Source organism: Laedolimicola intestinihominis (assembly GCF_040096155.1).
Lineage (GTDB): Bacteria > Bacillota > Clostridia > Lachnospirales > Lachnospiraceae > Laedolimicola > Laedolimicola intestinihominis.
In genome coordinates this window covers 229,818-244,206 of sequence record NZ_JBBMFE010000001.1, presented here as the reverse complement: position 1 = coordinate 244,206, position 14,389 = coordinate 229,818, and the positions used below count along the sequence as shown (strand labels likewise).

General features: G+C 44.6%; 12 protein-coding genes, 3 tRNA genes and 1 riboswitch. Of the genes, 2 read left to right on the top strand and 13 right to left on the bottom strand.

All coding sequences use genetic code 11. The features are described from left to right. The 6 genes from WMO29_RS00995 to WMO29_RS00970 form a co-directional block, all read right to left on the bottom strand. Nucleotides 1-771, bottom strand: a complete 771-nt coding sequence (locus tag WMO29_RS00995) for a thiazole synthase (RefSeq protein WP_158362974.1) — start codon at nucleotides 769-771, stop codon at nucleotides 1-3. Nucleotides 772-814: 43 nt separating this feature from the next. After that, nucleotides 815-1,450 carry a thiamine biosynthesis protein ThiF gene (thiF, locus tag WMO29_RS00990; RefSeq protein ID WP_349163375.1) on the bottom strand — a complete coding sequence of 212 codons (636 nt, stop codon included), beginning with the start codon at nucleotides 1,448-1,450 and terminating at the stop codon, nucleotides 815-817. A gap of 1 nt (nucleotide 1,451) precedes the next feature. Further along, entirely contained in the window at nucleotides 1,452-1,646 is a 195-nt protein-coding gene (gene thiS / locus WMO29_RS00985) for a sulfur carrier protein ThiS (protein ID WP_349163374.1), read from the bottom strand. Nucleotides 1,647-1,721: 75 nt separating this feature from the next. After that, nucleotides 1,722-1,825: riboswitch (TPP riboswitch) on the bottom strand. 84 nt (nucleotides 1,826-1,909) lie between these two features. Next, on the bottom strand, nucleotides 1,910-3,277 hold the full coding sequence (locus tag WMO29_RS00980) for an MATE family efflux transporter (RefSeq protein ID WP_349163373.1): 1,368 nt from the start codon (nucleotides 3,275-3,277) through the stop codon (nucleotides 1,910-1,912). A gap of 106 nt (nucleotides 3,278-3,383) precedes the next feature. Further along, nucleotides 3,384-3,466: transfer RNA gene (locus WMO29_RS00975), tRNA-Leu, on the bottom strand. Between the two features lie 4 nt (nucleotides 3,467-3,470). Beyond that, nucleotides 3,471-3,555: transfer RNA gene (locus WMO29_RS00970), tRNA-Leu, on the bottom strand. Nucleotides 3,556-3,738: 183 nt separating this feature from the next. Between WMO29_RS00970 and WMO29_RS00965 the strand changes: the two genes are divergently transcribed. Beyond that, nucleotides 3,739-3,821 (top strand) — tRNA-Leu (locus WMO29_RS00965). A gap of 240 nt (nucleotides 3,822-4,061) precedes the next feature. Here WMO29_RS00965 and WMO29_RS00960 read toward each other — a convergent pair. From WMO29_RS00960 to WMO29_RS00945, 4 genes are all read right to left on the bottom strand, one after another. After that, a complete protein-coding gene (locus WMO29_RS00960; RefSeq protein WP_349163372.1) occupies nucleotides 4,062-5,111 on the bottom strand; it encodes an L-threonylcarbamoyladenylate synthase in 1,050 nt (349 codons plus the stop codon). Nucleotides 5,112-5,288: 177 nt separating this feature from the next. Further along, complete coding sequence (locus tag WMO29_RS00955) at nucleotides 5,289-6,467, bottom strand: iron-containing alcohol dehydrogenase (RefSeq protein WP_349163371.1); 1,179 nt, start codon at nucleotides 6,465-6,467, stop codon at nucleotides 5,289-5,291. A 57-nt stretch (nucleotides 6,468-6,524) separates the two neighbouring features. Beyond that, nucleotides 6,525-7,559 (bottom strand): Rpn family recombination-promoting nuclease/putative transposase, encoded by a 1,035-nt coding sequence (locus WMO29_RS00950; protein WP_349163370.1) that lies wholly within the window; start codon nucleotides 7,557-7,559, stop codon nucleotides 6,525-6,527. Between the two features lie 519 nt (nucleotides 7,560-8,078). After that, on the bottom strand, nucleotides 8,079-12,065 hold the full coding sequence (locus WMO29_RS00945; protein WP_349163369.1) for a BspA family leucine-rich repeat surface protein: 3,987 nt from the start codon (nucleotides 12,063-12,065) through the stop codon (nucleotides 8,079-8,081). Nucleotides 12,066-12,204: 139 nt separating this feature from the next. Between WMO29_RS00945 and WMO29_RS00940 the strand changes: the two genes are divergently transcribed. Beyond that, on the top strand, nucleotides 12,205-12,540 hold the full coding sequence (locus WMO29_RS00940) for a helix-turn-helix domain-containing protein (protein WP_349163368.1): 336 nt from the start codon (nucleotides 12,205-12,207) through the stop codon (nucleotides 12,538-12,540). A gap of 108 nt (nucleotides 12,541-12,648) precedes the next feature. Here the strand turns inward: WMO29_RS00940 and WMO29_RS00935 are convergent, their stop codons facing one another. From WMO29_RS00935 to WMO29_RS00925, 3 genes are read right to left on the bottom strand one after another with little or no spacing between them, the layout of a single operon-like run. After that, nucleotides 12,649-13,935: an ABC transporter permease gene (locus WMO29_RS00935; RefSeq protein WP_349163367.1), complete on the bottom strand. Its 1,287-nt coding sequence runs from the start codon at nucleotides 13,933-13,935 to the stop codon at nucleotides 12,649-12,651. Then, nucleotides 13,929-14,081, bottom strand: coding sequence for a hypothetical protein (locus WMO29_RS00930; protein WP_349163366.1), 153 nt, complete (start codon nucleotides 14,079-14,081; stop codon nucleotides 13,929-13,931). Before WMO29_RS00930 ends, WMO29_RS00935 begins: the two co-directional genes overlap by 7 nt. Beyond that, entirely contained in the window at nucleotides 14,030-14,368 is a 339-nt protein-coding gene (locus WMO29_RS00925; protein ID WP_349163365.1) for a hypothetical protein, read from the bottom strand. The genes WMO29_RS00930 and WMO29_RS00925 overlap by 52 nt, the downstream gene beginning before the upstream one ends. Nucleotides 14,369-14,389 lie beyond the last annotated feature (21 nt).

Below are 14,389 nucleotides of genomic sequence, written 5' to 3'. Positions count from 1 at the left end.
TCAATCCCGCAGAAATCCGGTCAGCGGATCGGAGGCTGCCGCGCCCCTGGTCAGCACTCTTCCAAGCCCTGCCAGATAAGCGTTTCGTCCGGCCTCTATGGCGTCCTTAAAAGCGGAAGCCATAAGCGGCAGGTTGCCTGCTGTGGCCAGCGCCGTATTGGCCATAATCGCCGCGGCCCCCATCTCCATGGCCTCGCAGGCCTGAGAGGGCTTTCCGATACCGGCGTCCACGATAATCGGCAAATCGATTTCATCAATCAGGATCTGGATAAATTCTTTTGTGGCCAGACCCTTATTGGAGCCAATGGGAGACGCCAACGGCATAACGGAAGCCGCTCCTGCGTTCACCAGATCTCTTGCCACATTCAGATCCGGATACATATAGGGCATGACCACGAAGCCCTCCTTTGCCAGAATCTCGGTGGCCTTAATGGTCTCCTGATTGTCCGGCAGGAGATACTTGGAATCCCGCATAATCTCCACCTTTACGAAATCTCCACAGCCAAGCTCTCTGGCCAGCCGTGCGATACGGACTGCTTCTTCCGCAGTTCTGGCTCCGCTGGTGTTGGGAAGCAGTGTCACATGGTCCGGAATATAATCCAGGATATTCTCATGCTCTCTGGTGTTCGCCCTGCGTACCGCCAGTGTGATGATCTCTGCGCCCGCGTCCTTTACCGCAGCCTCGATTAAGTTCAGGGAATATTTCCCGGATCCAAGAATGAAACGGGAATGGAATTCATGTCCCCCCAGTGTCCATGTATCGTTGTTCATATGTATACCTTCTTTCTCTTAAATTTCACGTTTAATCCCCTTCTTACGGCTCCGGCTCTCCCGCCAGAATCCGTATCACCATATGGGCCTCGTGGGCCGCGCAGGTCATGACCCGGCTGGAAACCAGCGTGCCGCACTCCTTCACATCGCTGACGCCGTCCCCACAGAGATAAAACCGCTTCGTAACCCGCCGGGTCTGTATCCGGTTCACGCTGTCCATACCGGCCATACCGGAGCCGGACAACAGATATTTCTCCGGAAATTTCTCCAGCACGGTATTGACCAGCATTGCCTTACACTCCGGATTATCAAAAGCCTCGCAGATCAGATCCGCGTCCTTAAGAAGCTCTCCGATATTGTCCTCTGTAATGCGGATCGTATGGAGTTCCAACTCGATATAGGGCGCGATTTCTTTCAGATTCGCCGCCAGCGCCTCCGTCTTCGGAAGACCCAGCTGATTTGCCTTGTACTGCTGCCGGTGAAGATTTGAGATATCCACCCGGTCAAAATCAATCAGTATCAACTTCCCCACACCGGCTCTTGCCAGGCAGATACTGATATTGGAGCCTAAGCCTCCCAGGCCGCAGATGGCCACGGTCGCATGCTCTGCCCTTTTCTGGAAGACTTCCCCATGCCGGTCTGCCAGAGCCCGGTGCCATTCTTCCTTTGTCGGTATCATCTCAGCCGCCTCCCACAAAGCTGACTACTTCCACGCTGTCGCCGTCTGCCAGCACCGCTGTCTCGTACTGTGCCTTTGGCACAATATCGCCATTTCGCTCCACTGCGATCCGCTTCGGATCGTAATTGGTTTCAGCCAGATATTCCGCCACGGTTTTTCCGGCGATATTAAGCTCTGTTCCGTTTACTTTTACCATGCCTTCTTCTCCTGTTCCATAATTTTTCGCAGTAAAACAAAAAGGAAAGCCACCGATTTGGCAGCTTTCCGCTCTTCCTTTTTTGCTCAGGTATCCCTACGTTGGCATTATCCAAATCAGGTTCTCGGTCGAAGGTCACACCTTCCTCTCAGCCTGTATACAAGCTCCCGTCTGTTTTATTGTCTTTTTGCATTATAGATCGATTTTCATAAAAGAACAAGGTCTTTTCAAAATTTTCCTGTACAGTTTCTACTACATATCACCTATACAAGTTCAGCCTGGCGCTTTTCCATTTTTCGCATATAGAGTAACCAGACCACAAAGATCGCGCCGCCCGTACATACCCAGGAAGCTACGTAGACATTCATCAGCATATCATAGGTGGGGAACCATTTAAATACCGTCAGAAGCCAGATCATACGGAATACAACCGTTCCCAGAATTGTGATAATAGAGGGTTCCAGGGATTTTCCCATACCCCGGAGCGCCGCGCTCTCCACCTCATAAGTGGCTGTCAGTCCCTCCAGCGAGCAGACATGATGCATCCGCACCAGGCCATAGACCGCCACACTGCTGCTGATAGTATAGATTCCTACGAAAAATTCGTCCCAGATCATAAAAATAATGCTCAAAATCTCGGTAAAGCCCATTCCAAACAGCATACAAAGCCAGAAGATCCGCTTGCAGCGCTTCAGATTCCCCGCGCCAAAATTCTGGCTGGTAAAGGTTACTGCCGCCTGGGCAAAGGCGTTGGCAATATCATACGTAAAATATTCAAAATTCAGCGCCAGGGAGGATCCCGCAATGGCGTCCTCTCCAAAGGAATTGATCCCGCTCTGGATAAATACATTGGACACGGAAAAAATCGCGCCCTGGATGCCCGCCGGAATTCCAATCAGCAGTACCTTTTTTAAATCAGCGCCGTCGATACACAGCCTGTGGAAGCAGAATTGAAATTCATCTGTTCTTGCATGGAGATGAACCATTACCAGCACTGTACTCAGCACATTGGATATAACCGTGGCAATGGCGACACCTGCCACGCCGAGACCAAATACGATGACCAGCAGAAGGTTCAGAACCACATTTAAAATGCCGGACAGGATCAGGTAATACATGGGGCGTCTCGTGTCGCCATAGCTTCGAAGAATGGCAGATCCAAAATTATAAAGCACCATGAAGGGCAGTCCGATAAAATAAATGCGGATATATAATAATGCCTCATTGATGACTGTTTCCGGAGTTCCGGATGCCTCCAGCACCAGCCGTGCCGTCAGCATACCGACAGCCAGCAAAATCATTCCCAGCATTGCCCCGAAGGTCATAATCGTATGCACCATCCGGCTTATGCTGTCCCGCCTTCCCTGGCCGATCAGATTGGCCAGGGCCGCATTGGGACCCACCGCCAGTCCCACAATCAGATTGACAAAAATTCCCACCAATGCCACGCAGCTTCCCACTGCCGCCAGAGCCTGGGATCCCGCAAACCGACCTACCACCGCCACATCCGCCGAGTTAAACAGCTGCTGCAGAATACTGCTGAAAGCCAGCGGAACCGCAAACAGAATCAGCTTCCCCGCCAGGCCGCCGTTCAGCATATCCATTTCTTTTGTTTTCTTTCGTTCTTCCATCTCTATTTCTCTCCGCCGAGTGCGATAATATTTTTATGTAATAGGGGATTCCATCGGAATTTCCTATTACATAAGAAAAGGTCTCAGAATTCATCTGAGACCTTTATGCAGGAGATGGGACTTGAACCCACACAGCCTTGCGACTACAGGCACCTGAAGCCTGCGCGTCTGCCATTCCGCCACTCCTGCTCACTGCGGAAGATGGGACTTGAACCCACACGATTGCAATAATCACAAGATCCTTAGTCTTGCTCGTCTGCCAGTTCCGACACTTCCGCATTTAGTTGTTTGCCCGCTTCGTCAACGCGCTTGATTATAATAACACCGCTTTTAACAAATGTCAACTGTTTTCCCGAACTTTTTTCAAAATTTTTTATCCGGTTTTTAAATTTACAAATTTGAAAATAATTTCAAAAAAGTGTTGACAATAAGAACACTTTCTGATAAGATACTATTTGTTCGCAGGAGTGGCGGAATGGCAGACGCGCAGGCTTCAGGTGCCTGTAGTCGCAAGGCTGTGTGGGTTCAAGTCCCATCTCCTGCATCATGAAAGCTTTTCAGAGGATTCTGGAAAGCTTTTTTGTTTTGTAAGAACGGACGGACGAAACCAGGAGCGGCGGAGGATTTTCTTCTGAAGTGTTCGGACGTTTCTCGGACAGGCGTCTGTCTGGATCGGACTCAAGGTCCGCTCCAGTCAGACACCAGTGCGCGAAAAGCCGGACACTATCTTAGAAGAAATTCCTCCGCCGCTCCTGGTTTCTGGTTTTCTAAGCAAACTGGATGGCTATACCCGTACTACTTTGTGGCCCGCTGCCTTCAGCAGCCGGTTCATAATGGCGGCACCGATGGCGGCGTCTTCGAAGGATTCGGAGAAGATACAATCCACATCCGTGTCGTCGAATTTACGAAGTACCTCAAAGAGATGCTGCGCAATCTCTTCTTCGTTACTGCGGGCTCCCAGGCTCATGACCAGGCCATGAGGATAGCGTGGCGCGGTTTCATCTGTAGCGATGATTCCCACTTTTTTTCCTTCCGATTCGGCCTCTGCAGCCATCCGGTTCATGGTCTCGACTACTTTGTCACTGGGGCCTTCCACGATGGTTAAATCGGCTCTGGGCGCGTAATGGCGGTATTTCATGCCGGGAGCCTTGGGCTTAACGCCTGAGTTCGGAGCGATGATCGCCTTATCAATCTCTACCGGACCAATGACTGCTTCCATCATATCTTTTGTGATGGCGCCCGGGCGCAGAATGACCGGAGACTCTACACTCATATCCACAATGGTAGATTCCAGGCCAATCACTGCCTGGCCGCCGTCCAGAATCATCTCGATCCGTCCGGACAAATCTTCTATCACATGGGCTGCCGTAGTCGTGCTGGGACGACCCGATACATTGGCGCTGGGAGCTGCAATAAAACCGCCTGCAGCCCGGATAAAGGCCGCCGCAATCCCGTCGCTCGGCATCCGCACTGCTACCGTATCCAGGCCGCCTGTGGTCTCGGAAGGTACCCGATCCGTCTTGGGGAAAATCAGAGTCAGTGGTCCTGGCCAGAAGGCGTCCATCATTTTTTCTGCCTTTTCCGGAACCTTCGCCGCAATTTTATACAGATCCGCCCGTTCTTCTATGTGTACAATCAGGGGATTGTCCGAGGGACGTCCCTTAGCTGCGTAAATCTTCATGGACGACCGGGGATTCAGGGCGTCTCCGCCCAGGCCATAGACAGTCTCGGTGGGAAAGGCCACCAATCCGCCTGCGCGGATGATGTCGCCGGCCTCTTTCATGATCTCCGGATCGATGTTGTCATAATCTAGTTTTCTTACCTGTGTATCCAATTTTTCACCTGCTTATACTTAAATTCTGATGCTACTGTATCATTTTCCAGGTGATTTTTCAAGCCTCCGCTTTATTCACAGCACATAATATTTCTCTCTGCTTCAAATCTCCGATTGCATACTGTCCATGCAAAAAAATACCCTGACATTTCTGCCAGGGTACCACTCATACAAGATTTACTTCGCCATCCGGTAGATTTCCGCCATATCTGATCTGGTCAGCTTCTGAATGCCGCCGATGGTCCGCTTATCCATATGGCTGCACTTGTAGGCCAGCTCCAGAATCTGCGCTTCCGTCAGTTCTACACCAAGCTCTCTGACGCTGGTGGGCATATGGATGGAACGGAAGAAATCTTCCAGCGCCTCAATACCTTCCAGAACAGTTTTCTCCGGATCTGCGTAATTATACGGAACATCCATGACATTTACTGCGAATTTAGCAAAACGCGGAATGTCATTCATATATACGTAGCGTGCCCAGCTTCCCCAGACTGCCGCCAGTCCCGCACCGTGGGTCACATTGAACATGCCGCCCAGCTCATGCTCCAGCTGATGGCAGGCCCAGTCACCCACTCTGCCGCAGCCGGTCAGCCCGTTGTGGGACAGACTTCCCGCCCAGAAAATCTCAGAACGGGCGTCATAATCCTGCGGATTTTTCAGCAGAATCTTTGCCTGATGCATCACTGTCTTTAAAAGACCCTCCGCCAGACTGTCCGTCAGCTCCGTATTCATCTCATGGGAGAAATACCGCTCCATGGTGTGCATCATAATATCCACACAGCCGCTCATGGTCTGATATTCCGGCAGGGTATAGGTCAGCTCCGGATTCATAATCGCGAATTTTGGCCTGCCCAGATCGCTGCTGTAGCCCCGCTTCAGCCAGCCCTCCTCATTAGTAATGACAGAGGAATTGCTCATTTCACTTCCGGTGGCTGCCAGAGTCAGCACCACGCCTACCGGGACGGAGTCCTTCGCCACCGCGATTTTTTCATAGAAATCCCAGACCTCGCCGTCGTATTTGACGCCATACCCGATGGCCTTGGCAGAGTCAATGGCGCTTCCGCCTCCTACTGCCAGAATGAAGTTTACCCCTTCTTTTTTACAAAGCTCAATCCCCTCATGAACCAGGGACAGATGTGGATTCGGCACTGCGCCGCCCAGCTCTACCCAGGGAATTCCTGCCTCGTCCAGAGACTGAAACACCCGATCCAGAAGACCGCTCCGTTTCACGCTCCCCTTTCCGTAATGCACCAGCACCTTCGTTCCGCCAAACTCCCGTACCAGCGCTCCGGCCTGATGTTCTGTATCCTTTCCGAATACTACCTTTGTGGGTGTGTAATACTGAAATCCGTTCATGTGACCTCCTCCTTTGTCTCACTTTCTCTTTTGTATGTTCTCTTTCGATATGGCATCCTACTTTTCCAGCAGTTCCAATAATTCTTCCGCCGTCCTGTCCGGATATTTCACTGCCAGTTCGTACAAAGGCCGGAGCTTTTCCTTTTCTTCTTCCAGCTCCTCTGCCATCTGATCCAGAGACTTTCCTTTGGCGCATTTCTTCTGAATCTGAGCCAGTCTACTCAGATTCACGCCTCTTTCTATCCCTTCCGCCAGGCCTAACTCCCGGCCTTCTGCTCGGCCCTCTGCCCGACCTTCTGCTCGGCCTTCTGCTCTCTGATATTCCCGTTCTTCCTGTTCGTCATACTCTGTCAGTATCATCCTGCACACCTCCGTTCCATGTTTTGTCAGGATATCTTCCAGTATTCCCTTGTCAATGCACTGCTTGATGCTAATCTCCGTTGCCTCTTCCAGGGACCAGCCTTCATCCATCTTCCAGCGAATCTGCGCGATGAACTCCGCATAATCTGATAATCTACGGCATTTCCGCATCATGTCATTATTCCGGCCCGCATTGATATTCAATACGGTCGCTTTACACTCCAGACAAGGTTCTCCTTCTTCCCGATCCGGTTTTAAAAAACAGTCAGAAAGCTTCATTTCCACCCGATCCGGCATATTTGCTGTTCCGTTATAAAACACCACATACTTGGGGAATGGAACCATCACTGGCTTTTTCTCGTCTGTAAGCTTAATGTTTTGCCTTTTCAAGTACCGCTGATATAACTCCGAGAAGTAGAAAAATCCCCGCAGCGGCATGTTTTCATTCCAGGTGCTCTGATGCTCGTACAGATTCATCGTAACTCCAAACATGAAGGACAAATCATTTTTCATACTGAGATAAATCACATTCTCAATCGTGGTAATCTCCAGATCTTTTGTGTTCTCATAATCTGTCCCATTCACGGCATTGTACAAATCCAACAGATCCTCTTTGTCCTGAAAAATAAGTCGAAACAGCCTATCCTTGTGCTCCCTCTGTACCGGTTTTCTGGTTCCGTGGTAACCTCCGCATTTACGGCGCTTTGATTTAGAACTTGTTCGGTTACTCATTCCTATTCTCTCCTTTTCATTATACGTTTTCCTTCTCCTTCCTGCAAGGGCATAGAATAGCTTTTTTCTGTTACATTTTTGCATACTTCGCCCTTCGGGCGTACTTTGGGTGTGTTGATTTCGAACTGAAATCCAGACCTTTATCTTTCGTGAACAGCCGCGGAAGACACCGCGCTACATATCGTGTAAAAAATAACAGCATCGACCGGATATGCGCCTTTTTCACACGACATACCCTTTATCGACACTGTTATTTTACCAATTTATAGTAATTTTGACAAGCTTTTTATTTGCACCCAGATATTGAATAATCCGGTTTGAAATCCAGATATGCAAAATCAGAAATTTAAACATACGATAGAATTTCCTACTGCACGAGAATTTTAGATTTCAAGTCAACGTTATTACGAATTATTTTTCCGTGTTGTCGAAATAGGGCTCTTTTTATAGATTATATATACATTGAATAGCAAATCTATAAAACAAGAGCTCTATTTCGAGCATTTCAGAACAGCGATGCTACTGGTCTTTTTTCTTCTTATAAATCAAAGCTATTACGATAGCCCCAATAGATATTATCCCCAATATCGTCCAACCCATTATCGGAGAATTGTCCTCTGTGTTTGCATTCACTTTTTGCAAAGACTTCTCTCCCGAATTTATTTTTTTGTCCGAATTGTTCTTTACACTATTTTTGTCCGAATTATCTACTTTTATTAACATTTCCATCGCTTTTTTTAATTCTGTACTCGCAATTGTAACCTCTTCTTTTGTCGCATTTTCATTTTTCAGGACTTTCTCAGCCTCTTCTTTAGCTTTTATGAATTTTTCCCAACTCTCCTTTGTATACTCTATTTCTTTCATTTTTTCTGCTTCATTAAGCATATTTCTTAATTCTGTTTTATCAACAACATTTTCCGTTCCAAGAATCGTTTCATATGTTCCGTCCTTATCTTTATCTATTTTCGCTACAAGTTTTTGATTTTCATCCTCTGTCAACAATACTGCTTTTCTATCTGTGGATAAATTCAATTTAACTTTTTCCTGTCCTTTAATTCCATAGACATTGAGATCATTTAAATCATCTCCTTCAACTAAAATACCGTTTTCGACATTTTTAATTGCAATCTCTGTTCCATTTTCACCATTGATATCAATTGTCTCCCACGAAATTGGACTATTATTCATCGTCATGCTTAAATCATATATTCCTTCTGTTCCCTTTAACGAAATAGCCCCCTCTTTATTCAAATATGCTTTTTCATATTTAATTGAAGAAACCTCCAAATAATTATTTTCAAACAATGCGTTTAACTCCAATGCCGTGTCTTCTCCATTCGGAATAACCGCAAAATCTTTTAATGTTTTAAAAATAATATTTAAAGTTGATTCTGTGTCATCTGTAAATGTTGCATCCGCATCGTAGTACACAGAAATGTTCTCATCGGCCACACCTATATATTCCTTTGGTTTATATTCCATTCCATTTGAAGTCTGAACTGCGATATCACCTTGCTCAACCCTTATCCAATTATCAGGAAGCTCAACCTTACTGATTGTTTTAGCAATTTTCATCAATTCATCATAATTACACTGATTTAATATTGATAAATCATCACAAACTCTGTCTAAATGTCCACCTTTTTTGCTTGACGCACCTGCGTAGTAATACATTTCATGTGGGATTTCCCAATCTGACGTTCCATAATTGAAGTACAAATAACATTTTTCATCATCAAATCCCGGATTTGAATCATATATTCTCACACGTGTATCATAGGTTCCATCATGCCAAGTCCATGAGCCTGACTCTACATAATACCCCACAACTGCATGCGAACCGGCTTTACGTTTTACACCCGAAGGAGTTTTTCCGCCTTTATAACCATATATTAATATAAATGGTTTTTTCATATTATATATTTTTTCAAGTTGCCCTTTTACCCCAAGACGTTTAAACTGACTTGAATCAATTACACTTGTTTTCAAGTTTTGCAACATCGAACTCCATTCAATCACAGACTGTGCCTTCGTATTCTTCTCCACATCAAACAGGACTTCTGCATTGCTGTCCATATTTTCAGCTGAGAGTAAACCGGCATTTGCGAGAATTGAAGTTAAAGAAAATCCATAACAATTTCCTCTTCTTTTTGCATTTTTTCTAAATCCAGCAAAAGCCTTTTTTGATGCTGGCGGGAAATGGAGCGTCAATTTTTCAAAGTCTTCATCAGTTATTTGATTTCCAACATAATTTTCAAAATTCCATGTACTGTCCGGAATGCTCAATACAAAACCTGTTCTAAATGTCCACTCTCCCTTATTAATCGTCTTGTTTGTAGTTCCATCCGCAAATTGTATAAATCCTTTGTCAACTGTAATATAATATTCTATTCCCGGTTTGCGGAATAAATTTCCTGCATTTAACGGATCTAGTCTAATACTTTTTTCATCTTTGATAACCATATCTGAACTTACCGTTCCTTCGATATGATACAATTCATTCATCCAATCATCCTGTGTAACTTCGTAGATAACCTTTTCATCTGATGAACGAATAATTTTCATTGTTCCTGCTGTAAAATCCAGATTTGCATAGTTTCTATTCGTATCCGTTTTTTCGCCCAATATGGTTCTGTCAAATGTTATCCGAAAATAAGGTGTATACCTTTCTCCTTTGCTATATCCTACGTTTAAGTCCCCATTTTCAGGAACCATAGAAACTATTTCCCTATTTTTAGTTATAGTAACACTATTTGAATTGTTTCGAGGAAATTCTGTAATCGTTAATTCATCTTCTGTTCTCCAAACCTCATTTTCTTCCACTGGAAGACTAATTTTTTGTTTCACATTTTTGGGACACTTAATAACCTTAAGTTTTGTACAACCACCTACTAAATATTCCGGATAACTATATTTTTCTCTTTGATCATCCCAATAATACTCATCGCCATATGATGAACCCCACTGTATATTACTCAAATCAAAACTGCTTAAATCTAAGGATGTCAATTCACTACAGCCATAAAACATCCCACCTATCCAAGATACATTTTGCGTGTTAAAACTTTTGAAATTGAGTTTATCCATTTTTTTGCAGTTATAAAACATTAACTCCATCCCTTTAGTCTGTTCTGTATTAAAATTGCTCAAGTCAAGACTTCCAAGTTGTTCACACCCCAAGAACATTTCAGACATATCAGTAACTTTGCTCGTATTAAAAGCACTTAAGTCTATAGAACTTAAGCTTCTACAATTTGCAAACATGTCTGTCATTCCTTCAACATTGCTCGTATTAAAATTTTTCAGATTTAAATTTTTTAAATTTTCACAACCAGAAAACATAAATACCATATTTTTTACATTGGCTGTATTAAAATTACTCATTTTAATTTCTACTAATTTTTTACATCCATCAAACATACCTTCCATATTATTAACGGATTTCGTATTAAAACTGTCCAAATCCAACATTTCTAATTCTTTACACACTTGAAACATGTAAGACATATCTTCTGTCTGTTCTGTATTAAAATTAGAAATCTCTAAATTTCTTAATGATTCGCACCCCTGGAACATACCAGCCATATTTGTAACATTACAAGTTCTGAAATTTCTTAAATCTAATTCTTTCAGATTCCTACAATCTCTAAACATTGCCAACATAGTTGTTACATTCTCTGTATTAAAGCCTTTCATATTTATGCTTTTCAGTTCTGAACAACCATCAAACATAAATGACATATCTGTGACTTTATCCGTGTTAAAGCCAGATAAATCTAGTTCTTTTAAATTCCTACATCCGCCAAACATACGATACATATTTGTTACATTTTTTGTATTAAAATTATTTAAATCCAGTTTCACTAAACCAGAATTTTCAAACATGCATCCCATGCTTGTTACTTTATCTGTGTTAAAATTAGACAAATCCACTTCAGCTAAATTGTAGCAATCATAAAACATTCCAAACATATCCGTTACTTCACTGGTATCCAACAAACTCATATCAACTGTTTTTAAATTTTCACAGCCATTAAAAAAATTTGATAAATCCGTCATTCCAGTTGTCGATATTTGTGCTGAAGTGATCTGTTCTCTATATTCATACCACGGAAAATTCCAATTATCTTTCTTCTCCACATCCCCATTTCCAGTAACTGTTAATTTTCCAGAATCATCTATTGTCCATGAAATTTGACCATAACTCTCTTGTATTGCTTTTGATGAATTTTCCTCATTATATGTATCTACAATTTTTTCTTCTGTTTTCTCAATACTTGATGATTCTTCACCTGTATTCTCTGCCGCTTCTATATTGTTATCGTCTACACTACCATTCCCAGTACTTTTTTCTATATCATCTTCTACACTATCCGTGTTTTCGTTTATTTTTTCCGAAAATGCTACATTTGTACTCCCTGCCGTATATTCCGCAGCATTTACAACGGCTGATGACTGAAAAACTAATACCATTGCCAAAAGAATTGATATTTTTCTGTACCTCATTTTCTTCCTCCCTTATCTTTGACTTGTTATAATTCTTGAACTATATAGGCATATTTTAGTCTATACAGTTTATTCCATCCTACCATTATTGCCCATACAATTCAAGTAAAATATGTATACAGATAAATGGAGTATTTTTATGGACTATTATGAAATTGGACAACGAATTCGTAAATTTAGAAAAGCGCATGACTTATCGCAAGAACAACTGGCTGAAAAAGTTGGGATCTCTACTACCCATATGAGTCATATTGAAACAGGGAATACTAAACTAAGTCTTCAAGTTCTCGTTGATATTGCAAGCACTCTATCTGTCCAAACAGATGAACTGCTTTATGACTATCAACCCATCACCAATTCTTTACTAACCAAAGAATTGGTATCTCTCTTTAATTCCTGCTCTACTCAAGACATGTTGATTTTAATAGATATAATAAAAGCGACTAAAATTTCATTGGACAAGTATCACAGCTAAATATATTATTTTTACCTAAAAGGACTATTATGGAATAGATAATGATTCATCTATTCCACAACAGTCCTTTCCATCATTTACAATCCTACATTCTTCAGTTTCTGCCATTTATTCATACCGCAAGGCCTCGATCGGGTTCATTTTCGCCGCCTTGTTGGCCGGATAATAGCCAAAGAATACGCCAATCAGAATCGAGAAGGTCACGGAAAATACGATACCACCCACGGAGGGCTTCGCCGCGTAGCCCAGGGCATTGGTGGCTACCGCCGCCAAAATAAGTCCCAGCACAATGCCGATGAAGCCGCCCAACAGGCAGATAACGATGGATTCTGTGATAAACTGAAGCCGGATGGAGCCGTTTGTGGCTCCCAGAGCCTTTCGGGTGCCGATTTCCCGGGTTCGTTCCGTGATGGACACCAGCATAATATTCATAACACCGATACCTCCTACCAGCAGGGAAATTCCTGCGATGACGGAGATGGCAATGGACACCGTAGACAGCATACTGGTCATGGAGGAAACCATACCTTCCATGCTGCTGGCGCTGATTTCGAAGCTGTCGTTGTTCCGGTAATAGCTGTTATTAAACCAGTTTTCCAGCTCCGTGCAGAGGCTGGTGGAATCCACGCCGGAGGCCGTCACAATGGTTAGCTGTGAATAACCGGCTGTAGAATGATTCTGATTCCGTGCTGCCTCCAGAGGCATATATAAGGAAGTGTAAATATCGTCGTCGGATTCTGTGGTGAAGCCACTGTCCTCGTATTCGTAGACGCCCACGATGGCGTAGCTGTAATACCGGTTGCTCACATAGACCTGTACTTCGCTGCCCACTGCCGCGTCGTAATCGCCGTCAAATAAACTGTCCGCCAGCTTGTCGGATACCAGCACCACCCTCTTAGTTTTGGTCTGGTCGGTCTCTGTCAGGGTACGGCCTGCCAGCAGCGTTAAATCCTCATTTTCCAGATATGCTGTGTTTACGCCGGTCAGTGTCACATTTGCCGTCAGGTTCCCATCCTCGGCGGCGCCGCTTCCTGCGGACTCGCTTAAGAGAATCTCACGGATGGAATCGGCAAATTCCTCCTTCATGGCGTCCAGCATCTCGTCGGTGATGTAATCCTCGTCATCCATGGTGCTGCCCCGGGAAAAGCCCATGAAGACCCGGCCATCCGCCGTGCTGGTCTCGCTGGTACTCTTCTGGGACACGCCCAGGGTAATGTTGTTGACGCCCATGTCCTCCATAGAGCTGGTCACAGAACTGCTGATGGAATTGCCCACACTCATGATAGCGATGACTGAGCCAATGCCGATGATGATACCAAGCATGGTCAGAAGGGCGCGCATTTTATTTGCCAAGAGACCGTTCAGGGCCAGCATGATATTTTCTCCGATTAACATGGCGCTCCACTCCCCTTTCTCTCTCCGATGATGCAGCCATCCTTCAGGGTGATGATGCGCTCCGTCTCAGAGGCCAGCTCATTGGAATGGGTAATCAGCACGATAGTCTTGCCCTGCTCCTCATGGAGCTTATGGAAAATATCCATGATTTTCCGTCCGGTAACAGAATCGAGAGCGCCGGTGGGCTCGTCTGCCAGGATGATGGACGGGTCGTTGGCATACGCATTTTTATAGGCATCCCGGGTATCCTTGGCGTCCTGCAGACTATCCTCCGCATCCGAAACGGTATCCTGATACCCAAAACCTTAGGTTCCTTTCCCGGCTCCTCTGTCTCAAATTCTTCCGCGTCCCCTATTTCTTCATTTTTTTCGAACTCTTCTGACTGTTCAAAATCTTTACCAAATTCCTTCACCTTTTTCTTCCACAGCTTCACGCTTCATCCTCCTTTATAAAC